This window comes from Pedobacter sp. PF22-3 (genome assembly GCF_026239555.1).
GTDB lineage: Bacteria > Bacteroidota > Bacteroidia > Sphingobacteriales > Sphingobacteriaceae > Pedobacter.
The window spans coordinates 52,538-76,173 of sequence record NZ_JAPIVP010000016.1; the positions used below are offsets into that span (position 1 = coordinate 52,538).

22 protein-coding genes are annotated in these 23,636 nt (G+C 37.6%); 11 read left to right on the forward strand and 11 right to left on the reverse strand.

The features are described 5' to 3' along the window. Positions 1–39: 39 nt before the first annotated feature. Positions 40–2,511, reverse strand: a complete 2,472-nt coding sequence (lon, locus tag OQX63_RS18345) for an endopeptidase La (RefSeq protein WP_265852272.1) — start codon at positions 2,509–2,511, stop codon at positions 40–42. Between the two features lie 317 nt (positions 2,512–2,828). On the opposite strand from lon, the gene OQX63_RS18350 reads away from it, so the two are divergent. Then, complete coding sequence (locus OQX63_RS18350; RefSeq protein WP_265852273.1) at positions 2,829–3,449, forward strand: tetratricopeptide repeat protein; 621 nt, start codon at positions 2,829–2,831, stop codon at positions 3,447–3,449. Between the two features lie 53 nt (positions 3,450–3,502). Here the strand turns inward: OQX63_RS18350 and OQX63_RS18355 are convergent, their stop codons facing one another. Both OQX63_RS18355 and gpmI read right to left on the reverse strand, forming a co-directional pair. Next, positions 3,503–4,033 carry a hypothetical protein gene (locus tag OQX63_RS18355; RefSeq protein ID WP_265852274.1) on the reverse strand — a complete coding sequence of 177 codons (531 nt, stop codon included), beginning with the start codon at positions 4,031–4,033 and terminating at the stop codon, positions 3,503–3,505. Next, positions 4,033–5,556, reverse strand: coding sequence for a 2,3-bisphosphoglycerate-independent phosphoglycerate mutase (gene gpmI / locus OQX63_RS18360; protein ID WP_265852275.1), 1,524 nt, complete (start codon positions 5,554–5,556; stop codon positions 4,033–4,035). Before gpmI ends, OQX63_RS18355 begins: the two co-directional genes overlap by 1 nt. A gap of 171 nt (positions 5,557–5,727) precedes the next feature. On the opposite strand from gpmI, the gene OQX63_RS18365 reads away from it, so the two are divergent. The 4 genes from OQX63_RS18365 to OQX63_RS18380 all read left to right on the forward strand — a co-directional run bounded on the left by OQX63_RS18365 (position 5,728) and on the right by OQX63_RS18380 (position 8,701). Then, positions 5,728–6,126: a DUF4783 domain-containing protein gene (locus OQX63_RS18365; RefSeq protein ID WP_265852276.1), complete on the forward strand. Its 399-nt coding sequence runs from the start codon at positions 5,728–5,730 to the stop codon at positions 6,124–6,126. Positions 6,127–6,259: 133 nt separating this feature from the next. Next, positions 6,260–7,102, forward strand: coding sequence for a carboxylating nicotinate-nucleotide diphosphorylase (gene nadC / locus OQX63_RS18370; protein WP_265852277.1), 843 nt, complete (start codon positions 6,260–6,262; stop codon positions 7,100–7,102). Positions 7,103–7,151: 49 nt separating this feature from the next. Continuing rightward, positions 7,152–7,799: a glycerol-3-phosphate 1-O-acyltransferase PlsY gene (plsY, locus tag OQX63_RS18375; protein WP_265852278.1), complete on the forward strand. Its 648-nt coding sequence runs from the start codon at positions 7,152–7,154 to the stop codon at positions 7,797–7,799. 95 nt (positions 7,800–7,894) lie between these two features. Then, positions 7,895–8,701, forward strand: coding sequence for a M48 family metallopeptidase (locus OQX63_RS18380; RefSeq protein WP_265852279.1), 807 nt, complete (start codon positions 7,895–7,897; stop codon positions 8,699–8,701). A gap of 469 nt (positions 8,702–9,170) precedes the next feature. Here OQX63_RS18380 and OQX63_RS18385 read toward each other — a convergent pair whose 3' ends face one another. The 4 genes from OQX63_RS18385 to OQX63_RS18400 form a co-directional block, all read right to left on the reverse strand. Next, on the reverse strand, positions 9,171–10,427 hold the full coding sequence (locus OQX63_RS18385; protein ID WP_265852280.1) for an anthranilate synthase component I family protein: 1,257 nt from the start codon (positions 10,425–10,427) through the stop codon (positions 9,171–9,173). A gap of 470 nt (positions 10,428–10,897) precedes the next feature. Then, the gene (locus tag OQX63_RS18390; protein ID WP_090500263.1) at positions 10,898–12,178 is read right to left on the reverse strand and encodes an adenylosuccinate synthase; all 1,281 of its coding nucleotides are present in this window, start codon (positions 12,176–12,178) and stop codon (positions 10,898–10,900) included. A gap of 32 nt (positions 12,179–12,210) precedes the next feature. Continuing rightward, positions 12,211–12,708, reverse strand: a complete 498-nt coding sequence (locus OQX63_RS18395; RefSeq protein ID WP_265852281.1) for a Fur family transcriptional regulator — start codon at positions 12,706–12,708, stop codon at positions 12,211–12,213. A gap of 172 nt (positions 12,709–12,880) precedes the next feature. Continuing rightward, a complete protein-coding gene (locus OQX63_RS18400; RefSeq protein ID WP_265852282.1) occupies positions 12,881–15,088 on the reverse strand; it encodes a RelA/SpoT family protein in 2,208 nt (735 codons plus the stop codon). Positions 15,089–15,198: 110 nt separating this feature from the next. Here OQX63_RS18400 and OQX63_RS18405 point away from each other — a divergent pair, with 110 nt between their 5' ends. The 3 genes from OQX63_RS18405 to bshB1 all read left to right on the forward strand — a co-directional run bounded on the left by OQX63_RS18405 (position 15,199) and on the right by bshB1 (position 17,157). Then, positions 15,199–15,813, forward strand: a complete 615-nt coding sequence (locus OQX63_RS18405) for a DUF4294 domain-containing protein (protein WP_265852283.1) — start codon at positions 15,199–15,201, stop codon at positions 15,811–15,813. Positions 15,814–15,819: 6 nt separating this feature from the next. After that, positions 15,820–16,332, forward strand: a complete 513-nt coding sequence (locus OQX63_RS18410; RefSeq protein WP_265852284.1) for a glutathione peroxidase — start codon at positions 15,820–15,822, stop codon at positions 16,330–16,332. A 108-nt stretch (positions 16,333–16,440) separates the two neighbouring features. After that, the gene (bshB1, locus tag OQX63_RS18415) at positions 16,441–17,157 is read left to right on the forward strand and encodes a bacillithiol biosynthesis deacetylase BshB1 (protein WP_265852285.1); all 717 of its coding nucleotides are present in this window, start codon (positions 16,441–16,443) and stop codon (positions 17,155–17,157) included. A 199-nt stretch (positions 17,158–17,356) separates the two neighbouring features. Here bshB1 and OQX63_RS18420 read toward each other — a convergent pair whose 3' ends face one another. Next, complete coding sequence (locus OQX63_RS18420; protein WP_265852286.1) at positions 17,357–17,599, reverse strand: YtxH domain-containing protein; 243 nt, start codon at positions 17,597–17,599, stop codon at positions 17,357–17,359. 157 nt (positions 17,600–17,756) lie between these two features. Here OQX63_RS18420 and OQX63_RS18425 point away from each other — a divergent pair, with 157 nt between their 5' ends. Beyond that, positions 17,757–19,118 (forward strand): acyl-CoA dehydrogenase family protein, encoded by a 1,362-nt coding sequence (locus tag OQX63_RS18425; RefSeq protein WP_265852287.1) that lies wholly within the window; start codon positions 17,757–17,759, stop codon positions 19,116–19,118. A gap of 806 nt (positions 19,119–19,924) precedes the next feature. Here the strand turns inward: OQX63_RS18425 and OQX63_RS18430 are convergent. Next, positions 19,925–20,326 (reverse strand): hypothetical protein, encoded by a 402-nt coding sequence (locus tag OQX63_RS18430; protein WP_265852288.1) that lies wholly within the window; start codon positions 20,324–20,326, stop codon positions 19,925–19,927. A 2-nt stretch (positions 20,327–20,328) separates the two neighbouring features. Beyond that, complete coding sequence (gene lat, locus OQX63_RS18435; protein WP_265852289.1) at positions 20,329–21,660, reverse strand: L-lysine 6-transaminase; 1,332 nt, start codon at positions 21,658–21,660, stop codon at positions 20,329–20,331. 393 nt (positions 21,661–22,053) lie between these two features. Between lat and OQX63_RS18440 the strand changes: the two genes are divergently transcribed. After that, complete coding sequence (locus OQX63_RS18440) at positions 22,054–22,419, forward strand: chorismate mutase (RefSeq protein WP_265852290.1); 366 nt, start codon at positions 22,054–22,056, stop codon at positions 22,417–22,419. A 204-nt stretch (positions 22,420–22,623) separates the two neighbouring features. On the opposite strand, the gene OQX63_RS18445 is transcribed toward OQX63_RS18440, so the two are convergent. Further along, on the reverse strand, positions 22,624–23,154 hold the full coding sequence (locus tag OQX63_RS18445) for an NAD(P)H-dependent oxidoreductase (protein WP_265852291.1): 531 nt from the start codon (positions 23,152–23,154) through the stop codon (positions 22,624–22,626). 98 nt (positions 23,155–23,252) lie between these two features. Between OQX63_RS18445 and OQX63_RS18450 the strand changes: the two genes are divergently transcribed. Beyond that, positions 23,253–23,609: a winged helix-turn-helix transcriptional regulator gene (locus OQX63_RS18450; RefSeq protein ID WP_265852292.1), complete on the forward strand. Its 357-nt coding sequence runs from the start codon at positions 23,253–23,255 to the stop codon at positions 23,607–23,609. The last annotated feature ends 27 nt before the right edge of the window (positions 23,610–23,636 follow it).

Sequence of the window (23,636 nt, forward strand, 5' to 3'; positions counted from 1 at the left end):
AATTGGATTTTTGATCGTTCTCTGTTAAAAGATTATAAATTAGTTTACAATCGGAGCAATTTTAATACTTAAATCTAAAGGTTTTTTTACTTTATTTTTAGTTAATGCCAAATCAATTACTTCGCTCATCTCGGTTACATAATGAAACTGTAAGTCCTTGATATAACTTTCCTTAATTTCTAAAATATCTTTACGGTTGCTCTTGCAAAGAATAATTTCCTTGATGTTGGCCCTTTTGGCAGCCAGGATCTTTTCTTTGATACCACCTACCGGAAGTACTTTTCCACGTAAAGTAATCTCTCCAGTCATGGCTAGATGCTGTTTTACCTTACGTTGGGTAAAGGCCGAAGTTAATGCCGTTAACATTGTTATGCCGGCCGATGGACCATCTTTAGGGGTTGCGCCTGCCGGAACGTGTACGTGTACGTCCCAATTATCAAATAGTGTATAATCGATTCCAAATTCTGCAGCATGTGCACGTAAATAAGCAAGTGCAATCACCGCCGACTCTTTCATTACATCACCCAGGTTACCGGTTAAGGTTAATTTTCCTTTTCCAGGACTTAAACTAGATTCAATAAATAAGATATCGCCACCAACACTTGTCCAGGCTAAACCTGTTACCACCCCGGCCACTTCATTGCCTTCGTACAAATCTTTATCATAAATAGGAGCACCTAAAATACGCTCTACATCATCGTTGGTTAAATTTACTTCATAGGTTTCCTCCATGGCAATTTTTGTTGCCACACCACGCACCAGCGAACCTATTTTTTTCTCCAAACCACGTACGCCCGATTCTCTGGTGTAATCTTCTATTACTTTTTCGATTAGGGCAGGTTTAATGGCAATATCTTTGGTTTGCAAACCATGATTTTCTTTCTGTTTAGGCAACAGGTATTTTTTGGCAATCTCTATTTTTTCTTCAATGGTATATCCATTCACTTCAATGATCTCCATACGGTCTAATAAAGCAGGTTGTATGGTACTTAAGGAGTTTGCGGTAGCAATAAACAGGATGTTTGATAAGTCGTAATCCACCTCTACATAGTGATCGTAAAAGGCATTGTTCTGTTCAGGGTCTAAAACCTCCAGCAAAGCTGATGAGGGATCGCCTCGGTGATCGGTACCTACTTTATCGATCTCATCCAGAACAAAAACAGGATTGTCTGCTCCGGCTTTTTTAATGGATGAAATAATACGGCCTGGCATGGCACCAATATAAGTTTTACGGTGGCCACGGATTTCTGCTTCATCGCGGATACCGCCTAAAGCCATACGTACATATTTACGCCCTAATGCCTTTGCAATTGATTTTCCCAAAGATGTTTTACCAACTCCCGGAGGGCCAACCAAACACAAAATAGGTGCTTTCATATTGCGTTTTAGTTTCAGTACAGCCAGGTATTCAATAATACGTTGCTTTACTTTTTCTAAACCGAAGTGATCTTTATCTAAAATGCGCTGTGCTCTTTTTAGGTCGAAATTATCTTTTGTAAATTCGCTCCAAGGTAAATCCAAAAGTAATTCTAAGTAGTTTAACTGTACCGAATAATCAGGCGCAGCAGGATTCATTCTGCCTAACTTATCTATTTCTTTATCAAAATGATCAGCAACGGCCTGGGTCCATTTTTTCTTTTTCGCCCTTTCCTGTAAAGCATCAAATTCTAAATCGGCAGAATTTCCTCCCAGTTCTTCCTGGATGGTTTTTAGCTGTTGATTTAAGAAATAATCGCGTTGCTGTTTATCTAAATCGGTACGCACTTTGGATTGGATCTGATTTCTCAGCTCCAGCATCTGTAATTCGACCATCAAAAGTTCCATTACCTTTTGCGCTCTTTCCTGCAATTTATCCATTTCAAGGATTTTTTGCTTATCGGCCATTTCGGCATTCATATTTGATGAAATGAAATTGATCAAAAATGAATTGCTCTCAATGTTTTTTAATGCAATACTGGCTTCGCTTGGAATATTTGGTGAAAGCTGGATAATCTGCGCAGACATCTCCCGTATAGAAGCGATCAAGGCTTTAAACTCTTTATCTGCCTTGTGCTTTTGTTCTACGAATTTTTTAACAACTGCTTTAATATAAGGTTCGTTCTGCACTTCCTCAATTAAGCTGAAGCGTTGTTTACCCTGGATAATAACGGTCGTATTTCCATCAGGCATCTGCAATAGCTTAATAATATTGGCAACCGTACCAACCGTATTAAGCTGGTCAAAAGTAGGATCTTCAATAGAAACGTCCTTTTGAGATACCACCCCAATAATCTTATTTCCTTTGTAGGCTTCTTTAATCAACTTAATCGATTTGTCTCTTCCCACTGTAATAGGAATAACTACGCCTGGAAATAAAACGGTATTCCGCAAAGGCAATATGGCCAAGGTTTCTGGTGTTTCCTCATTGTTCATTTCCTCTTCGTCCTGTTGAGACATTAAAGGAAAAAACTCTGTGTCCTCATTTATAATTGGCATTGCTGTTTGGAAATCAAATATATCTTGTTTACTCATTATCACATTTTCCGCTAACGACAAACTGGCAGTTTAGTCGTATTTAATTTGTTTAATTTTGGTATTCACTTCATAAATTCAACTCTTGTGCCAAAATGAAAATAATATTAATCATATGTTAAAAAGGCAGAGTAATATAAATATTTTTGCCAATATCATATAAAGCATTTTTTAGCGTTTAAGCTAATGTTTAGGACAACTGGTTTTTAATGAAAGAAAATTAAAAACTTTTAAATTATCAGAATAGGATTATATTGCGAAAAAATTCCCCTATAAATTCTGTTAGGGGTCAGATTTGTTACACTTATTACTCATACATGGACTATTTTAAAAAAGTGATTTTAGGGTTAATGATTTTTACATCAACGGGTAGTTTCGCGCAGACCAATTACGAAAGAAGCATGCAGGCCATGATGAAAGGTGATTACAGGACTGCGGCTATGCAATTAGAAAAAGCTGATGCTAAAACACCTGATAATGCACGTGTGCTCCAGATGCTTGGATATTCTTACTTCCAAAATCACGAGTACGAGAAATGTATTGCCACTTACAGCCGATTATTAAACATTAAGCCTACTGAGGTTTCGGCATATTATTACCGAGGTATAGCGAGGTTAAAAATTGCCAACGATCCTAAAGAGTCTTTAAATACCATGCGCGAGAACTTTTATCTGGCATCGCTCAAAGATTTTACAAAAGCCATAGAGATTAATGGTGATGAGGATGCGCAGATGTTTCAGAACCGCGGCTTAGCTTATAAAGATTATGCAATTTTTAGGTCTTTTAAAGCAAAGAAAAGAGAAGAAAAAGCAGCCTGCATAACGCTGTTTAATAACTCTATTGCTGATTTTCAAAAGGTATTAACCTTACAGCCATTGAGAAAAGATATAATCGATTGGGTAACTTACGATAAGGCGCAGATTGCAAGCCTTAAATAAATAAAGCCTTTAAAATAAAAAATGGGACCTGATCTATTCGGGTCCCATTTTTTTTATTTTAGTTTTCCAACAATGGAGTACTTTTTATTCTTAAGCAATCTGATTTTCTGTTGTTTTTTGATTTCATACAAGCTATCAGGGCAATAAGTTAAAGTATCCTGAGACTGATATAAGATATTTTTATTATCGATAATAATCTCTATTTTACCTGCCTTCTTACCTTTCCAGGTGATGGAAATCTTTTTAATGGGAATTTTTTTATGATCTGAAGTATAAATTTCTACTCCGTTTTGTTCTGTTGTTTTGAAACTTCCTTTCCATGATGTTTTATTGATATCTGCATTAACAAAAATGTCTAGTTCCTTTGACCAGTCAGCAATTTTATAGCTTTTGCTTTCTGTTTCACCATTTACGCTTACCGTTTTATTTATAATAGGATTTAGCTTTTGCAAACGCGAAATTTCTTTTTTAAAATATCCTTTTATATCGAAATACACTAAATCAGTATTTGCCTGAGCTTCTTTTCGCTGGTTGCAGGAAAATAATGCCAAAGCAAATACCGGGATAAAAAGTTTTTTGATCATTATATTAAAACGTTTCCTGTCATTTCTGCTGGAATAGCCAAGCCTAATATTTTTAGAATAGTAGGGGCAATGTCGCCTAATTTACCGTCGGCAATGGTTTTATAATCTTTATCAATTAAAATGAAAGGAACCAGGTTGGTCGTATGTGCCGTATTAACAGATCCATCAGCATTCACCATAAATTCGGAGTTTCCATGGTCTGCCAAAAGAATGAACGAATAACCATTTTCCAAACCTTTGTTCACTACAGTTTCGGCACATTTATCTGCCGTTTCCACTGCTTTTACCACAGCCTCAAAAACACCTGTATGGCCTACCATATCTGGATTGGCAAAGTTTAGGCAGATAAAATCAGCCCATCCTGTTTCCATTTCTTTAGTAATGGCATCAGTTATGCCTGCAGCACTCATTTCTGGTTGAAGATCATAAGTAGCTACTTTAGGTGAAGGGATTAAAATGCGCTTCTCATTTGCAAATTCAGCCTCTCTGCCGCCAGAAAAGAAGAAAGTTACGTGTGGGTATTTTTCGGTTTCGGCAATACGGATCTGATTTTTATTGTTATTGGCCAATACTTCGCCTATGGTTTGGGTTAAATCATCTTTGGTGAAGATTACGTTTACATTTTCAAAACTCTCGTCGTAAGTAGTCATGGTCACGTAATACAACGGCAGTTTATGCATTTGCTGCTCCGGGAAATCTTTTTGTGTTAAAGCTGTGGTAATCTCACGTCCTCTGTCAGTACGGAAGTTGAAACAAATAACCACATCATCATTTTGAATAGTCGCTACAGGAGTACCATTATCTTGTGTTAATACGATCGGTTTTAAAAACTCATCTGTAATACCATCCGCATACGATTTTTTGATTGCGGCTAAAGCATCTTGTGTTTTTTCGCCAACGCCATTCACCATTACATCATAAGCTTGTTTCACACGTTCCCAACGGTTATCGCGGTCCATTGCATAGTAACGGCCAACCATTGTAGCCAGTTTAGCATTAGAATTTTGTATGTGGTTTTCAAGGTCAGTAATAAAACCTAAGCCAGCGTTTGGATCTGTATCACGGCCATCTAAAAAAGCATGTATAAAAGTGTTTGGTACATTTGCTTCATTTGCAGCATCACATAAAGCTTTTAAGTGTTCGATGTGTGCATGTACACCGCCATTAGAAACCAGACCGATAAAATGAACCGCTTTATTATGCTGCTTGGCATAATCAAATGCACTTACTAAAACCGGGTTATGGTGCAATTCTCTGTCAGTAATCGATTTGTTGATTCTTCCAAGTTCCTGGTAAACTACTCTGCCAGCACCTAAGTTCATGTGTCCAACTTCAGAATTTCCCATCTGTCCGGCAGGTAAGCCTACTGCTTCGCCAGATGCCTCAAGTTTAGCGTTTGGGTATTTTTGCAATAACGAATCGAAAAAAGGAGTGTTGGCAGCATATGCAGCATCAGAATTATCTTGTTTGCCGTAGCCCCAACCATCCAGGATTATAAGCGCGAGTTTTTTATTGTTTACCATTTTTATTGTAAAATTTATTGATCTATATCAAAACATTTTCATGTATACCATGTTATTGTTTTGTTTATATCGCAAATATAACTTTATTGATGCTTATACAAATTAAGAAATCCTTTTTTTGATATGCTAATGGCATAATTTTAGCTATAGGGTTCTGTATAAAATACAGAAATGATCCGAAGCTTACTTTTACTCATAATTAGTTTATCGTCATTATATCACCCTACAGCCTTTCAGGCAGATATAATTGATGATTTATCTTCGTATTTTAAGGCTGGCAACTCAAAAGAAATTGCCAAAGATTTTGCTTCAACCATAGAACTGATCATTATTGATGAAGAAGATGTATACTCAAAAGCACAAGGTGAACAGATTTTGAGAGATTTTTTTATCAAACATCCTCCAGTAAAAACAAGTATTTTTCATAAAATCAATACCAATCCAAATTACCGTTTTGGAGTAATTATTTTGAGTACTGCGAAAGAAACCTTCCGGGTTTCTATTACCATGAAAAAATTCAATACCAGTTTTTCCATTACCGAATTAAGGATAGAGCCTGCAAAGGATTAAGGTTTTAGCTATCTGCTTGATTTTAGAAGCTTTCCCGATCTCAATATAAATTAGATTTACCACTCACATTAACGTTTCAGGAAATTGCCTGCTAACAAATAATTCTTATTTTTGCGGCATTAAAATCTACATTTTGGATACTAAACTTATACATCACTTCATAAAAAATGCCCTTACCGAAGATGTTGGTGACGGAGATCATACTTCACTTTCTACAATTCCGCAGGGAACGCAAGGTAAAGCAAAGCTGATTATCAAAGAAGATGGCATTTTAGCTGGAATTGAGTTGGCTATTGAAATATTTAACGAGGTTGATCCCAACCTGAAAGTTGATGTATTGCTCCAGGATGGTGTTGCTGTAAAATTTGGTGATATTGCCTTAACCGTTGCCGGAAGCACACATTCTATTTTAATAGCCGAAAGATTGGTATTAAACTGCATGCAGCGTATGAGTGGCATTGCGACTAAAACTCATCGTATTGTATCGCCGTTAAAAACGACTAAAACCAGGATTTTAGATACCCGTAAAACAACCCCTGGCTTGCGCTATTTAGAAAAATGGGCAGTAAGAATCGGTGGAGGGGTAAACCACCGCATAGGTTTATATGATATGATCCTGATTAAGGATAATCATGTAGATTATGCAGGAGGGATTTCAAACGCAATTACAGCTGCTCAAAAATATCTTGCAGATCAAAATAAATCACTTCAAATCGAAATTGAGGTGCGGAACCTGGAAGAATTAGCACAGGTTTTGGCCGTTGGTGGTGTAGACCGGATTATGCTTGATAATTTCGGTTTTGAGGACTTAAAGGCCGCAGTTGCATTAATCGACGGGAAATTTATTACGGAGGCTTCCGGAGGAATTACGGAAGAGAATGTTGCAGCATATGCTGCTTGTGGAGTAGATTTTATTTCGATGGGTGCGCTCACACATTCTGTGAAAAGCCTGGATATGAGTTTAAAAGCATACTAAATTGATTTGCTATAAAATTAAAAGCTTATTTTTTGTAACATTGTAGGCTATGGTTACGGTTTATTCTCTCAGCGCGCTATTAATTGCTTACCTTTTTGGATCTATTCCAACAGCTGTATGGCTTGGTCAGGCCTTTTATGGCGTTGATGTAAGGGAATATGGAAGTGGCAATGCTGGTGCAACCAATACTTTTAGGGTATTAGGCAAAAAAGCTGGAATTGCCGTGATGATCATCGATATTGCCAAGGGTTACACTGCAACCAATCTGGCCTATCTGATCGGCATGTCGGTAACCGGGCCACAAAATTCAGTTGTTTTCGTTAACTATCAGCTTGCCTTGGGGGTAACTGCCGTAATGGGACATTTGTTTCCTGTTTTTGCCGGTTTTAGGGGCGGTAAAGGTGTAGCTACACTTTTTGGAATGATTTTGGCAGTTAACTTCGAAGCATCTATGCTTTGCGTTCTGGTTTTTGTGGTGGTATTGCTGTTAACTAAATACGTTTCATTAAGTTCCATCTGTGCAGGATTTACATTTCCGCTAAGTGTGGTTTTCCTGTTTCAGGTTTCCATCAAATCTGAAGTGCTTTACGGCATGGTGGTTTGTGTTTTAATCTTGGTTACACACCAAAAAAATCTCGAAAGATTGCTGAAAGGCAAAGAATCCAAAGTGTATTTGTTTAGGAAGAAAACTAATTAACTAACAAAACACATTTCTTTAAAACTTATTTATAGGCTTACTGTTTAATCATCGGCTTTGCCTATTCGTTTTACTAGTCATTTAAAATCGCATTTATGAAAAAATTATTTTTAGCAGCCAGTGTTGCTGGGATTTTACTGTTTAACTCATGTTCTACTGTTCCTTTAACAGGACGTAGTCGATTTGATCTGGTAAGTAATGACCAGGTTTTGCCAATGGCATTTCAAGCCTATAGTACCTTTTTAACAGAAAATAAGTCAGCTGTTTTACCTGCTTCAAATGCTCAGGCTTTGAAAGTTAAAACCGTTGGAAGCCGATTGATTACCGCTGTAAAATCGTATATGAACAGCAATAACTACGGTAATCTGATTGCTGATTACCAGTGGGAAGTTAATGTAGTGCAGAATAATGAAAAAAATGCGTGGTGTATGCCAGGAGGTAAGATTGTGGTTTATACGGGTATTTTGCCGGTTACCCAAGATGATGCCGGTTTAGCTACCGTTATGGGACATGAGATTGCCCATGCCATTGCAGGTCATTCAGCAGAACGCATGTCGCAAGAAATGGTGGCCCAGGGAATTGGTGCCGCTGCAGGGGTGGCGCTTTCTAAAAATCCGAAAACACAATCTATATTTAATACATTGTATGGTGTTGGTACACCAGTTGCGATGTTGAAATTTAGTCGTAACCAGGAGTTAGAGGCTGACCGCTTAGGCTTGATTTTTATGGCCATGGCTGGATATAATCCACAAAATGCTACTGCCTTTTGGAATAGAATGTCATCAGCATCTGCCGGAGCACAAAAACCTGCTGAATTTTTAAGTACCCACCCGAGCGATGCTACACGTATTGCACAGATTCAAAAATATTTGCCTGAAGCGCAACAGTATTATAAGAAATAAGGTTGAAGGTTGAAGGTTGAAGGTAAAGAGGTGGAAGGTTTTGCGTGATGCAGAGCATTCCACCTTTTGTTTTCGTCGTCATGTGGCTGTATCAAAAGTAAAATTTAGCAGTTAAGGCCAGAATTTTATATCGTTTCCCGTCATTCTCGCGCAGGCAGGAACCACAAAGTGCTCAGCGAAGCTAATCTTAAAGCGCTCTGCAATAGCGTTAGGATTCCCAGTTTAGTTGGGAACGACGACGTATCAAAATATAATTTGCTTAGTGAGACAGCGTAAATCTTTTTGATACAGCCTCATCTTTCTTGCCATAAGATCCTGAAATAAATCCGATAGCTATCGGATCAGGATGACGGATCGCTTGGGAAAGTGGTCTAATAAAAGAATGGTAAATGAACAGTTTACAATTAACCGATTTAAACAATTAACCGGTTAACCTCATCAGCCAATGGCAAATGAACTATTGAACCAATCAACCTCCCAATACCTTCAATATCGCACTGGCTTTCAATAAACACTCCTCATATTCTGAAGTCGCATTACTTTGGTAGGTAATTGCTCCGCCGACCTGAAAAGATAAATATTTGGATTCAGCATTATACAAAATGCTGCGGATTACTACGTTAAAATCGAAATCCCCATCCGGACTAATGCAGCCAAAAGATCCGGAATAAATTCCCCTTTTGGTCACTTCGTATTCTTCAATCAATTTCATGGCTTTAACCTTTGGGGCACCTGTCATGGAACCCATAGGGAAGGTGTTTTTTATGGCATCGATAAAATGGATCTCTGGATTTAATTCACAGCTAACAGTAGAAATCATTTGATGGACTTGTGAGAAGCTGTAGATGCCAAATAATTCATCAACGCTAACAGAGCCCTTAACTGCAGATTTAGTGAGGTCGTGGCGTACCAGATCAACAATCATTACATTCTCTGCTTGTTCTTTAATGTTATTTCTGAGCTGCAGTTTTATAGCTTTATCTTCTTCAGGATCTGAACTTCTTTTGGCGGTGCCTTTAATGGGTTGTGAAGTAAGTTTCGATCCGCGTTTGCACAAAAATCTTTCTGGTGTGGCAGATAAAATATATTGGCCATGAATTTTAAAATAACCTGCAAATGGTGTGGGAGAAATCTGGTTTAAGGCTTCAAAAGTATGAACAGGGTCTATTTCGGCATTTTCTGCAAAAAACTCCTGACAAAAATTGATTTCATAAATATCGCCTCTGTGGATGTGGTTCCTTAATACTTCAACTTTATCTATGTATTGATCTTTAGATAATCTTTGTGAGAGCTGTACGGCTTTAGATTGTTTTTTATCGTCACAGGAGAAAGACTCAATCTCTCCTAAAATTGATTGTTCTCCAAGGAGCATTTCAGCTTTACCATTTTTAAAAGCAATGAGGTATTTTGGAACAAAAAAATATAAATCTGCAAAATTTAATCCATCAGGATGATCAGATTGAAGTACTTCTATTTCGTTTTTTAAATCATAGCTGAAATAGCCAAAAACCCATTGTTTATGTGTAATATAAAAACTCTTTAACTGATCAAAACCATTACCTGCTGAGCACTTTAGTTCGTCATATACATCAGCAGCAATAATGAAATCGTAAACGGAATAAGCATCTTTATAATCGTTTGAATCTAAAAAACAACAAACCTCGAACTGGTTGGCCCAGTGTAATGCTTTTTGTTTAAAATCGGATATGTTTTGCGGGGTTTTCAAGCTACCGCAAAGGTAAAAATAGAGATGATAATTGTAAGAAATTAATTTTTATCTTTTGATTAGGGCTTCGCAATATAGTCCTCGTTTGTAACGAGGATTAATGAGAAAAGCGATTTTATCGCTTAATTTATCTACTCACATTACAAATGTGAATCTCTGGCATCCTCGTTACAAACGAGGACGATCAGGGCTAAATCTGTTTAGATAGATCTCTCCATTTCACTACGCTTCAGTCGAGATGACGTAACGTGTAGTTAAGTAATCCTAGAAGCCTATTGCATTAAGATTCCCGCCTGCGCGGGAATGACGATTTTTTTATAATAATTAACAAAAAAGCAACCCAATTATGGATTGCCTTTCTTTAATTGATCTTCACCCTGAATTTATTTCAGCGTCTATTGGTGTTAATAGAGTAGATCAATGCTGAAATAAATCCGATAACTATCGGATCAGCATGATGAATTATGTTTCTAACGTAACGCTAAAGTTTGTGCTCTATCTGGACCTACAGAAAGGAATTTGATCGGCACTTCCAACTCTTTTTCCAGGAACGCAATATACTCAGTCAATTTAGCCGGGATTTCATCTACAGAAGTGATTTTAGTTACATCTGTAGCCCAACCATCAATTGCTTTTAGTACTGGTTTTGGTTCAATAGAGATGATATCATAAGGCATGTAATCGATGGTTTCGCCATTATACTCGTAGTGGGTACAAGCATAAATGGTATCGAAAGTGTCTAATACATCAGCTTTCATCATAATCAATTCGGTTACACCGTTTAACATGATTGCATATTTTAGCGCAGGAAGATCAATCCAGCCACAACGGCGGGCACGACCTGTAGTTGCACCAAACTCGTGACCTAATGCGCGTAAATTTTCACCAACTTCATTATCTAATTCGGTAGGGAAGGGGCCGCCACCAACACGAGTGCAATATGCTTTGAAAATACCATAAACAGCACCTACTTTATTAGGCGCAATACCTAAACCGGTACAAGCGCCTGCAGTAGTTGTATTACTCGAAGTTACAAAAGGATATGAACCAAAATCAACGTCTAATAACGTTCCTTGTGCACCTTCTGCTAAAACCGCTTTTCCTTCTTTTAAGAAACCATTAACATAATGTTCGCTATCTACGTGAGGAATGGTTTTTAGGAATTCAATAGCCTCAAAGAATGATGCTTCTTTCTCCGCTAATTCATATTCAAAACCTTCATAATGAGAAAGGATTTCGGTATGTTTTTCTACCAGTTTGGCATAACGCTCTTTGAAATCAGGCAATGTGGTATCGCCAACGCGTAAACCATTACGGCCGGTTTTATCCATATACGTTGGACCTATACCTTTTAAGGTTGATCCAATTTTATTTTTACCCATGCGTGCTTCGTTAGCTGCATCCAATAATTGGTGGGTAGGTAAAATTAAGTGTGCTTTACGGGCAATCACCAATTTGCCATCGGCAATCGGATCATGACCAGCTTTTTTTAAATTATCTAACTCTCTTTTTAAGATAATAGGGTCGATTACTACTCCATTACCGATAAGATTCATGGTTTTTTCGTTAAAAATTCCTGATGGTATGGTGTTTAAAACGAATTTTTTGCCATCAAACTCTAAAGTATGTCCGGCATTTGGGCCACCCTGAAAACGGGCGATAAGATCATATTTTGGACTTAGTACATCAACGATTTTTCCCTTTCCTTCATCGCCCCATTGCAGGCCGAGAAGTACATCTACTTGCGTCATTATTTAATAAATTAAGCTGGTTTTATTTGTATTTAATTTTGTTCAATTTTTTCGACTGTCGCGGCACTTTCACTTACTTTTCTGGCCATGCTGCAATCAGAGCAGAAGCCGTAAAGATTTAACGAATGGTGTTTAACATCAAATTTTAGAAGATCACCAACCATGGTTTGGATCTGATGGATACGGGGATCGCAGAATTCTACTACTTTACCACATTCGATACAGATGACGTGATCATGCTGGCGGTAACCGTAAGATTTTTCGAATTGTGCCATGTTTTTACCAAACTGGTGCTTGGTAACCAGGTCGCATGAAACCAATAATTCCAGCGTGTTGTAAACCGTAGCACGGCTAACGCGGTACTTTTGGTTTTTCATGTGGATATATAGGGTTTCTACATCAAAGTGGTCGTTTCTTGAATATATTTCTTCCAATATAGCGAAACGCTCTGGTGTTTTACGTAGATTTTTGTTTTCTAAATAAGCCTCAAAAATCTTGCGAACGAGCTCATTTGTTTTTTGTTCAGACATAGTTTTTAAACTCCATTCAAAGGTAGTTAATTAGTTTGATTGTTCGAGGGTTAGATTGTTTAAATGTTGTAAGATTAGTCTGAAGTCCGCAGTCTTTAGTCCATAGTCAAGGCTTTCGACTTTTGACTCCCGACTTCGGACTCCTGACTTAGGACTTAGGACTGTGGACTATCTAAGCATCAAACCTTGTTACTCCGGTTACGCCCCTAACTTTTAATAAATTTTTAATCAGATTTTCTAAGTGTTCGGTATCGTTTACAAAAATCATAATCGAACCGTCAAAAATCCCCTCATTGGTATCTACGGTAATTGAGCGCATATTTACTTTAAAATCGGTAGAAATAACGCGTGTAATGTTGTTGATTAAGCCAACATCATCAATACCCACAATGCGTAAGCCGGTTAAGAAAGTTAACTCCTGTTGTTTGTTCCATTTGGCTTTAACCACGCGATAACCATAATTGGCCATTAATTGTGCTGCATTTGGGCAATTGGTACGGTGTATTTTTATGCCTTCGCTCACGGTAATGAATCCAAAAACATCATCGCCAGGTATCGGGTTACAACAAGCTGCCAACGTATAATCAATACGCTGCATATCTTCCCCAATGAGTAAAATATCAGATTCTCCGCCCTTAATTTTACTCTTTATTCCATCAACAGAAAGATTTTCTGGTCGTTCCGGACTACGGCTTTCAACTTCTTTTCCACTTGATAGATACTCTTTAATATCTTTTAGCTCTATTTTTCCGAGGGCAACATTTACAAAAAGTTCTTGTGTAGAAGGTAGCTTAAAGAAATAGCTTAGTTTTTGAATGTTTTCGGTATTGTAGGTGATTTTAAGCGATTTCAGTTTTCGCTCTAAAATTTCTTTGCCATTTTCGGCAATTTTCCGCTTTTCTTCTTTTAAAGAGGACTTAATTTTGGACTTGGCTTTAGCCGTAACGACCACGTTTAGCCAATCTTCTTTAGGCGTTTGTTTACTCGAGGTAATGATCTCTACCTGATCGCCATTTTGAAGTTTGTAAGAAATAGGAACCAGTTTATGGTTAACCTTGGCACCAATACAGGTCGCGCCTACATCAGTATGGATCTCGAAAGCAAAATCCAATGCGGTAGCACCTAAAGGTAACTGGATCAAAGCACCTTTTGGCGTGAAAATAAAAATCTCATCCGAGAAAAGATTCATTTTAAAATCATCAAGAAAATCTAAAGCGTTGGCTTCCGGATTATTCAACATTTCGCGTACTTTTTGGATCCACTGATCGAGACCATTGTCGTTGCTCGATTCTTTATATTTCCAATGCGCAGCAAAACCTTTTTCTGCAATTTCATTCATGCGCTGCGTACGGATCTGCACCTCAACCCATTGTCCGCGTGGCCCCATAACCGTGGTATGCAAGCTTTCGTAGCCATTCCCTTTCGGTGATGAAACCCAATCGCGTAAACGATCTGGATTTGGGCGGTATAAATCGGTTACTATGGAATATGCTTTCCAGCAATCGGCCTTTTCATTTTCAGGAGCCGAATCCAAAATAATCCGGATGGCAAAAAGATCATAAACTTCCTCAAAAGGAATGTTTTTCTTTTTCATCTTGTTCCAGATGGAGTGGATAGACTTGGGTCTGCCATAAACATCGGCTACTAACCCTTGCTCATGTACAATCTCATCAATAGGCTCTACAAATTTTTTGATGAAAAGCGCACGTTCAGCTTTTTTCTCGTTTAATTTTTTTGCAATGAATTTATAGGTGTCAGGATCAAGATATTTCATTGAAAGATCTTCCAACTCTGATTTTATGGCATATAAACCTAAGCGGTGGGCGAGGGGGGCGTATAGGTAAATGGTTTCTGAAGCGATTTTAAGCTGCTTATGGCGGGGCATAAAATCCATTGTACGCATATTGTGTAAACGATCGGCGAGTTTGATCAGAATTACGCGGACATCGTCTGCCAGGGTAAGCAACATCTTACGGAAATTCTCAGCCTGTAATGAGCTATTGGTATCAAAAACACCCGAAATTTTGGTTAATCCATCAATAATTTTAGCAGTTTTTTTGCCAAATTCGCGTTCTATATCTTCTAAAGTAATATCGGTATCCTCTACCACATCATGCAATAAGGCACAAACAATGGAGGTTGTTCCCAGTCCAATTTCTTCGGCCGCAATTTGCGCAACGGCGATAGGATGGTAGATATAGGGTTCACCAGATTTCCGGCGCATATCTTTATGGCTTTCGAGTGCCATATCAAAAGCTTTCCGGATTTCTTTCTTATCGCCCTTCTGTAAAGTAGATTTGCTTGCCCTTAGTAATGCCCTATATCTTTTTAGAATCTCTTGCTTTTCCGCCTCTAAATCAATCACTAACTCTGTTTTCATTTGTATTTTTTGCGTAAAAAAATGCGTCTTATTTATGAATAAAACTTATATTAGTTCTGTGAAACAACTAATATATGAAATAACACCTAACTTTGTAAAAGTATAAATTTATGAAATTTAAAGGGCTCTTTTTTCTTTGTATTGTAATGATTTATGGTGTTTCACTGCGGGCGCAGGAACCAACTGCCCCTGTATTCCCTAAATTAGGAAAAAGCGATACCATAAAAGTAGCCTCTACAAACGATAATGGAGTGATGATTCCATGGATGCAACTGAATGAAGTTAACATTTATGCAGCCAGAATCTGGAAATCACCCGCTGAGCAGGCTGCTTATAACCGTTTGCGGTACAATGTATTAAAGGTAATGCCTTATGCTTTGTTTGCTAAACGCCGTTATGAACAACTGGAGCAGGATTTAGCTAAAACGGCAGAAAAAAAAGAACAAAAACAATTGGTTAAACAATGTGATAAAGAAATAAAAGACATGTTTAACCGTGAAATAAAAGAATTGACGATTACTCAAGGCCAGATTTTAACGAAGCTGATCGATCGTGAAGTGGGCAGAACAACCTATGATATTGTAAAGCAAACCAAAGGAGGTTTTGCGGCATTTTCTTATCAGATTGTTGCCCGGGTAGTTGGACATAATTTAAAAAGCACTTACGATCCGAATACAGATAGAGATATAGAATCTATTATCCGTACTTCAGGATTTTATCAATAACATATAATGCAGGATCGCATCCCAAATATTTATTCGTTTAAGGTTAAGAAAGTTAATGGCGAAGAACAGCCGTTATCAGTCTATCAAAACAAAGTTGTTTTAATCGTAAATACAGCGTCAGAATGTGGCTTAACACCACAGTTGAAGGAATTGCAGCAACTTAAAGACGAGATTAATAGTCCTGATTTTGAAATCCTGGGCTTTCCTTCTAATGATTTTGGAAAGCAGGAACCTTTGGAAGGATCTGATATTGCATCTTTCTGTGAGATTAACCATGGCGTAAAATTTCCGGTTTTTGATAAAATTATTGTTCGCGGGGAAAATGCTCACCCACTGTATCAGTTCCTGAGCGATAAAAAACAAAACGCAAAATTAAGTTCGAAACCACGATGGAACTTTCATAAATACATCGTGAACAAAAATGGCGAGCTGGAAGATTATTTTTTCCCGTTCACTAAGCCATTAAATTCGAAAATCAAAAAGAAAATTCAGCAATTGCTGAGTCAAAATGCCCAATAATTAAATCAATGAAACCGACATTATTAAAATATCATTAAGCCAGATGGATAATGATTATTTTAATGATCAAAGGTTCCATCTGACAATTAAAAAACACAAAAAACACAGATGAACTTAGATATTTTAGTAATAGCTGTACATCCTGATGATGCAGAGCTTTGCTGTTCAGGTACCATTTTAAAACATATTGCACTCGGTAAAAAAGTAGGTATTGTAGACTTAACCAGAGGTGAACTCGGTACAAGGGGTACAGCTGAAACAAGAGACGAAGAAGCGGCAGATTCAGCTAAAATTTTAGGCTTGCATATCCGCGAAAATCTAAGGTTGAGGGATGGCTTTTTTCAGAACGATGAATTTCACCGTTTAGAAGTGATTAAAGCCATCAGAAAATACCAACCAGAAATTATTTTAAGCAACGCGCTTGAAGACCGTCACCCTGACCATGGAAGGGCTGGCGACTTGGTTTACGATTCCGTTTTTCTATCGGGTTTACCAAAAATAGAAACATCAGTTGATGGGATTCTGCAAGATGCACATCGTCCAAGATTGTTATTGCAATTCATTCAAGATAGGTATTTGAAACCTGATATTATCGTAGATATCTCTGATCATATGGATAAAAAGATCGAATCGATCCAGGCTTTTAAAACACAGTTTTATAATCCAGATGTAGAAGGTCAACAAACCTATATATCCTCGCCAGAGTTTTTTGAAAGCGTAATTGGCCGTTCGAGAGAATTTGGTAAAAGCATTGGTGCCACTTTTGGCGAAGGCTTTACTTCGCGGAAATTATTAGGTGTTGATAATTTGTTTGATTTGCGTTAAAATCAGTTATTTAACCTAATTAAAAGTGCATGCCTGGTATTTAAGACATGCACTTTTTTTAATAGCCCAATTATTTAGACTCTAAATTTCCCTTAATCTCACCAGCTTTAAATGCTGCTTTTGTTTTAAGATCGTCTACCTTATCGGCAGCTTTGTCAGCCAAATTGCTCGCTTTGTCTTTCAGGTTTTCTCCTGTTGTTTAAGCCTGGCCTTTAGCTTCTCCGGCAGCAAATGCTCCCTTTGTTTTCATTTCATCGTATTTGTCTTCAGCTTTATCTTTCAGGTCTTCAGCTTTATCCTTTACATCTTCCCATACATCCTCTGCTTTATCTTTTGCGTCTTCCCAGGCGTCTTCAGCTTTGTCTTTTAGATCGCTTAATTTGCTCTTTGCTTTATCAAAGAAACTTTGTTCTTCTTCTGGTAATTGATTTTCTGTGCTCATATAAATTGAATTTAATTAGAACCATACAACAGTACTTTAATAATAATGTTTTGCATTACACTTTCCAGTTGTGAAGTGCTAAATAGTTAGTTTGGAGCGATCTAAATGATGAGCCAACAAAACTGACCTTCATTTGTTATTCTCAAAACGAATAATAATGGCGAATATATTTTCTTCTCTCAAAAACGCTTACAATCTTTTTAAACATGTAGATTTCGACAAATTGGAAGCTTTATCGAAAAAGGTTGATTTACCCAAAATGGTTGAAACGATATCAAGCCTTGATGATAAACAGATTCAGGGGATGATGAAAATGATGGGTGGATCTGGCAAAAAGAAAGAATTACCACCTATTGAGGGCGATTTTTACCATTTGGGCGATGAAGCGTTAAAGGATGAAGACCGTGCGCTTCAGTTAAAAGTACGGGCTTTTTTAGAGCAGGAAGTAAAACCCATAGTTAACCAATATTGGAATAAAGCAGAATTCCCTTTTGAAATTATTCCAAAACTTGCCGAACTTAACATTTGTGGCTTAACGTACAAAGGTTATGGCTGTCCGGGGAAATCGAATTTAATGGAAGGCATTTTAGCCATGGAAATGGCCAGGATTGATACTTCTATATCTACTTTTTTTGGTGTACAGAGCGGTTTGGCCATGGGTTCGATCTATCTATGCGGTTCGGAGGAACAAAAACAACAATGGCTGCCGCTAATGCAGCAATTTAAAATTATCGGGGCATTTGGGTTAACTGAGCCTGAAGTAGGGTCTGCTGCTGCCGGCGGATTAACCACAACTTGCAAAAAAGTAAATGGTAAATGGATATTAAATGGTCAGAAAAAATGGATTGGTAATGCCACTTTTGCCGATATCTTAATTATTTGGGCACGAGATGAAGAAAGTGGGGAAGTAAAAGGTTTTATCGTTAAGAAAGATAATCCGGGTTTTGCTGTTGAGAAAATGCAGAATAAAATGGCCTTACGGATTGTACAGAATGGAATTATTACCTTAACCGATTGCGAGGTAGAGGAATCAGATCGATTGCAGAATGCCAACTCATTTAAAGATACGGCGAAGGTTTTACAGATGACACGTGCAGGAGTGGCCTGGCAGGCGGTAGGTTGTGCCCGTGGCGCTTATGAAAATGCCTTGGAATATACGCGTACCCGAAAACAGTTTGGTAAACCCATTGCATCTTTTCAATTAATTCAAAATCATCTTGTAGAGATGTTGTCGAATTTAACGGCGATGCAAACACTTTGTTTCCGTCTTTCACAATTACAAGATCAGGGATTATTAAAGGATGAACACGCTTCATTAGCCAAGGTTTTCTGTTCATTAAGAACGCGTGATGTAGTAAGCAAAGCAAGAGAAGTGATGGGCGGAAATGGTATTTTACTCGAATACAATGTAGCACGTTTTGTGGCCGATGCAGAAGCAATTTATTCGTATGAGGGCACCAAAGAAATTAATACCCTGATTGTGGGTAGGGCAATAACGGGCTTTTCAGCTTTTGTTTAGATGATGGGAACTTAATGAAGTTTGAAAGGTAAGAGCAATTTAGGAACTTCATTAGTTTTAGCCGGGGTAATTAGTTGCTTGTCAGTCTGAGCGTAGTCGAAGACCGCTGTGCATACTGATGAATTTTTAGGTTTTGGAAATGAATGTCAGAATTTCATAGGTACTGTAGTCCTGTCATTCGCTGCAACTATCCTGTTCGTATAGTTAAGCGTAGCGTCTCTACGAATTGGCTAATGGTATTGAGTTTTCAAACTCAATGATAAACTTACGAGTCGGAGACTCTTTTCCATGAGTTAATCCGTAGAGCCTTTCAGAACTCTACGGACAGAGAAATTCTTAGGTACTGTAGTCCTGCCATTCGCTGCAACTATCCTGTTCGTATAGTTAAGCGTAGCGTCTCTACGAATTGGCTAATGGTATTGAGTTTTCAAACTCAATGATAAACTTACGAGTCGGAGACTCTTTTCCATGAGTTAATCCATAGAGCCTTTCAGAACTCTACGGACAGACTATGTATGAGGTATCTTTTTTATCGGTTACAGATGATTCGTACCTCAGCATGACAGCATATTAAAGGCTGAGGCAAGCAAAAAGTATTTTCATTACTGTCAGGTTTACGTAACAAGGGCCTGTTTTCAAGGCACAAAACTTGGTTTATAAACCCGATTGGAACGGATGCCAATTTCCTTCAAATTGGCAGGAGGGAAAGCGGGACAGAAAATGCCAAATGCGCAGAACCTTTCATTTCCAATAAATAACGCTTAATTTTTTTTAGCTAACTAACTTTCCGAATTTTTAACTTCTGTTTAAAACGGATGTTTATTAAATGCCACCTGGCTCATCGCACTTTTTTCATATAAAGCAATACAATCTTTGTTGAAAACAGGATCGAAATTTACATCACCGGGCTGTAAGCTTGTTGGAACATTTGCATTTTGCATGAAAAAATACACTTTGGTATTACCGTATTTGGTATGGGGCATCAAGTTACCATAATCTTCCATTTCTTTCCAGATCGAATCTTTAATCGTCACTATGTAAATCCGTTGTATTGGACCTGTGTTATTGGCATTTCTATACTTGATCACTTCTTTAAAGCCAGCCTTCATATCACTAATTCCTGGCTGATCAAAAATATCTTTAACTATAAAAAAGATCAATACTAAAACACCTGCAACCAGGAAATAAACCGACGATTTTCTGTTCATGCCTACAATAAAGGCAATATTTTTTCCATAACCGTCAGGCCTTCGTCAATATGCTTTTGCTCAATACAGAGTGCCGGACGGAAACGTATCGTTTTTTCACCACAACCCAAAAACATCACATTGTTTTCCAGTCCTTTGCCAATAAATGCATTGCGCATTTCTTTTGTCGGGAAATCGAAAGAACATAGCAAACCTTTTCCACGCACGTTTGTCATTTGGTCAAATTTATGCGATAAATTCTCAAGTTGATCTTTTAAGTATAGTCCTACTTTTGATGCATTTTCGCATAGCTGATCTTCCTCTATGATCTGTAAAATCTGAGAAGAACGTACCATATCAACCAAATTGCCTCCCCATGTGGAATTAATTCGGCTGGGCACTTTAAATACATTGCTTTCAATTTCATCAACCTTATTGCCAACAAGGATTCCACAAACCTGCATTTTTTTACCAAAAGCGATAATATCTGGTTGGGCTTTTTCACTAAAATGTTGGTGGCACCAGAATTTACCTGTTAATCCTACGCCAGTTTGCACTTCGTCATAAATCAAAAACGCATCATTTTCATCGGCAAGGGTTTTAAGCTGAATCAAAAACTCTTCCCGTAAGTGGTTATCTCCCCCTTCTGATTGGATGGGTTCTATAATGATGGCGCAGATCTCATCTTTATTCTCTGCAAAGGCTTTTTTGATCTGTGCAAGCGAAGCCTCTTCAGTTGCAACGGCATGACTTAAATTGCTTCCGGAAAGTGGGAATCTAACTTCCGGAACGGCTACCCTTGGCCAATCGAACTTGGCAAACCATTTTGTTTTATCGGGTAGGGTATTGGTTAAACTAAGTGTGTAACCTGTACGGCCATGAAAAGCCCTTTCGAAGTGTAAAACTTTAAAACCTTTTTCTTCAGTATATCCTTTTGCAAAGTTTTTCTGAACCTTCCAGTCCATGGCAACCTTAATGGCATTTTCTACTGCTAAGCCTCCACCTGCAATAAAAAAAGCGTGTGGCAGATAATCGGGAATACCAATTTTAGAAAATGTTTCCACGAATTGTGCATATTGCTGGGTATAAACATCAGAGTTTGATGGATTGGATAAAGCGGCGAGTAAAAGATTCTTTTTAAAAGCTTCGTCATTAACCATTTTTGGGTGGTTGTAACCTAAAGGAACAGAAGCAAAACAAGTGAAAAAATCGAGTAAAGTCCTATTGTATTTCGAGTCGTAAATATAAGCACCATTACTTTTTTCCATATCATAGGTCAGGTCGAAACCATCGGCCAGAATGTGCTTACTTAAAGATTCGTTAACGCGATCTGCAGGTACTGTTAATTGATACATAAACTTGGTTTTGGTATAATCCAAATTTAGTTAAATGTGCCCAAAATCAAAATTTAAGCACTTTTTCTGCACTTTGTGTAAAAAATAGGTTTAAACAGTTTAAAGTATGATTATAGACAAAAACCTATTTTGGACTTCACGAATGTGGAAAACTTTTTTAATCGAACGCTTATTAAAAATACCTTGTTTTGATAAAATAATTAATCCAATACTTTATTTTCCAATTACTACTGAAACAGTTTCTGTTGACATTTAGTAGATATATATACAGCAAATTGGCTCCTTATCACTTACGTCAGTAAGATTAAAACTCACAGCTTCAATGATGCCAATTTAATTAATGGCAATAATGCCCGAGCAAGTCCGTTTTTAAAACAAAAACCCCATTTGGAAATGAAAAAAAGATGCTATTTCATACTGATCATGATCGTTGCTGCATATAGCTCAGCTAGCGCACAAGCAATACCTGCTAAACCTCCTACAGTTCTTGAAACCAACAGAAAGATGATTGACTCGTTGGATAAGAAAATTATTGAAACCATTGCTCTTAGGGAAAAACTGGTTAAGGAGATCGGAGCATATAAGGCCAAGAATAAAATCCCGGCGCTACAGACTTCCCGCTTTCATGAGGTACTGAATAATGCTGTTAAAGCTGGAATGCAGCAGGGTTTATCTGAAGAATTTGTTACCGAGCTCATGAATGCGATCCACCGCGAAAGTCTTAGGATCGAAAGCGAAGCCACAAACCATCCAAATTAACTTTAAATCAAAAAAACATTGCAAAAACCACATCTAAACATATGTTTAAATGTGGTTTTTAATTTTTGGACAAAGCTGTTTAAAATATGATTAACGAGAAGTCAGCTTTTAAACTTTCACAATTGTGGAAAGCTTTTTTATTTAATGCTTTTTTCCTTTAGCTGACAACTTGTTGATTCAATAATACACCTTGACAAAAATTGGTTACAATTTGTCGAGAAAATCCAGGTATAGCGGAACACTTTTTTCAATCCATTCTTCTGACGGGTGATGATCAATTCCATAGTATGCAAAAAATGGTCTATAATCTGCTTTAATGTATTCAAAGGAAAGCTCGAAAGGACGTGTAAGTTCTTTTAGCGGATATTTATAAATACCGGAAGAACTGAGTTCTGCCTGATCTACACCTAATGAAATGGCCAGTGCAATTTTCTTTCGGGCAACTTTATAGCCGCTTTTGCTTCCATATGCCCAGCCATGTGTAAGTACTTCATCTAGCCACTTTTTGAAAAAGGCGGGGCAGTTAAACCAATAATAAGGAAATTGAAAAACTATCTTTTCATATTCTTCGATTAATTTTTGTTCGGCAGACACATTAATTTTTCCGTCAGGATAAACCTTATGCAATTGATGCACATGGAATTTATCAGGGAATTTACCAAGTTCTTCGATCCATCTTTTGTTAACAACGGAGTTTTGGATATCGGGATGAATGACGATGATGAGTGTTTTCATTTCAGTAGTCTTAAAATTATCAGGTACAAAAATAAGATAGCTTGCCTGCAATATGTATATTAGCAACCAATTGTATGGTACTATAAAAAATGTAAGTAATGTCTAAAATCAAGGAAACATCGACCAATTTTGCTAATAAACAGGCACTAGCGGAGGAATGTCCAGAAGTTTATGCGGCCAATATTATAGGAGGGCAGTGGGCATTGGTAATCTGCTCCTGGTTAATTAATGGCAAACTCAGATTTGGCGAGCTCAAAAAATTGTTGCCTAATATCACCGAACGTATGTTGACACTTCAGCTCCGAAAACTTGAAGAAAACAAAATCATTAAACGTACTATTTATGCTGAAGTACCGCCACGTGTAGAATACGAACTAACACCAATAGGCTATGAACTTAAAGCTGTTATAAAACAACTGGAAAGTTGGGGCGATAAACATAAAGCACTAAATTAAGCAAGAAATAACTGCCTGTTTTAAAGT

Coding starts and splice junctions, on each gene's coding strand:
- lon (WP_265852272.1), bottom strand. CDS start 2,511: ATGAGTAAACAAGATATATTTGATTTCCAAACAGCAATGCCAATTATA.
- OQX63_RS18350 (WP_265852273.1), top strand. CDS start 2,829: ATGGACTATTTTAAAAAAGTGATTTTAGGGTTAATGATTTTTACATCA.
- OQX63_RS18355 (WP_265852274.1), bottom strand. CDS start 4,033: ATGATCAAAAAACTTTTTATCCCGGTATTTGCTTTGGCATTATTTTCC.
- gpmI (WP_265852275.1), bottom strand. CDS start 5,556: ATGGTAAACAATAAAAAACTCGCGCTTATAATCCTGGATGGTTGGGGC.
- OQX63_RS18365 (WP_265852276.1), top strand. CDS start 5,728: ATGATCCGAAGCTTACTTTTACTCATAATTAGTTTATCGTCATTATAT.
- plsY (WP_265852278.1), top strand. CDS start 7,152: ATGGTTACGGTTTATTCTCTCAGCGCGCTATTAATTGCTTACCTTTTT.
- OQX63_RS18380 (WP_265852279.1), top strand. CDS start 7,895: ATGAAAAAATTATTTTTAGCAGCCAGTGTTGCTGGGATTTTACTGTTT.
- OQX63_RS18390 (WP_090500263.1), bottom strand. CDS start 12,178: ATGACGCAAGTAGATGTACTTCTCGGCCTGCAATGGGGCGATGAAGGA.
- OQX63_RS18395 (WP_265852281.1), bottom strand. CDS start 12,708: ATGTCTGAACAAAAAACAAATGAGCTCGTTCGCAAGATTTTTGAGGCT.
- OQX63_RS18400 (WP_265852282.1), bottom strand. CDS start 15,088: ATGAAAACAGAGTTAGTGATTGATTTAGAGGCGGAAAAGCAAGAGATT.
- OQX63_RS18405 (WP_265852283.1), top strand. CDS start 15,199: ATGAAATTTAAAGGGCTCTTTTTTCTTTGTATTGTAATGATTTATGGT.
- OQX63_RS18410 (WP_265852284.1), top strand. CDS start 15,820: ATGCAGGATCGCATCCCAAATATTTATTCGTTTAAGGTTAAGAAAGTT.
- bshB1 (WP_265852285.1), top strand. CDS start 16,441: ATGAACTTAGATATTTTAGTAATAGCTGTACATCCTGATGATGCAGAG.
- OQX63_RS18420 (WP_265852286.1), bottom strand. CDS start 17,599: ATGAGCACAGAAAATCAATTACCAGAAGAAGAACAAAGTTTCTTTGAT.
- OQX63_RS18425 (WP_265852287.1), top strand. CDS start 17,757: ATGGCGAATATATTTTCTTCTCTCAAAAACGCTTACAATCTTTTTAAA.
- OQX63_RS18430 (WP_265852288.1), bottom strand. CDS start 20,326: ATGAACAGAAAATCGTCGGTTTATTTCCTGGTTGCAGGTGTTTTAGTA.
- lat (WP_265852289.1), bottom strand. CDS start 21,660: ATGTATCAATTAACAGTACCTGCAGATCGCGTTAACGAATCTTTAAGT.
- OQX63_RS18440 (WP_265852290.1), top strand. CDS start 22,054: ATGAAAAAAAGATGCTATTTCATACTGATCATGATCGTTGCTGCATAT.
- OQX63_RS18445 (WP_265852291.1), bottom strand. CDS start 23,154: ATGAAAACACTCATCATCGTCATTCATCCCGATATCCAAAACTCCGTT.
- OQX63_RS18450 (WP_265852292.1), top strand. CDS start 23,253: ATGTCTAAAATCAAGGAAACATCGACCAATTTTGCTAATAAACAGGCA.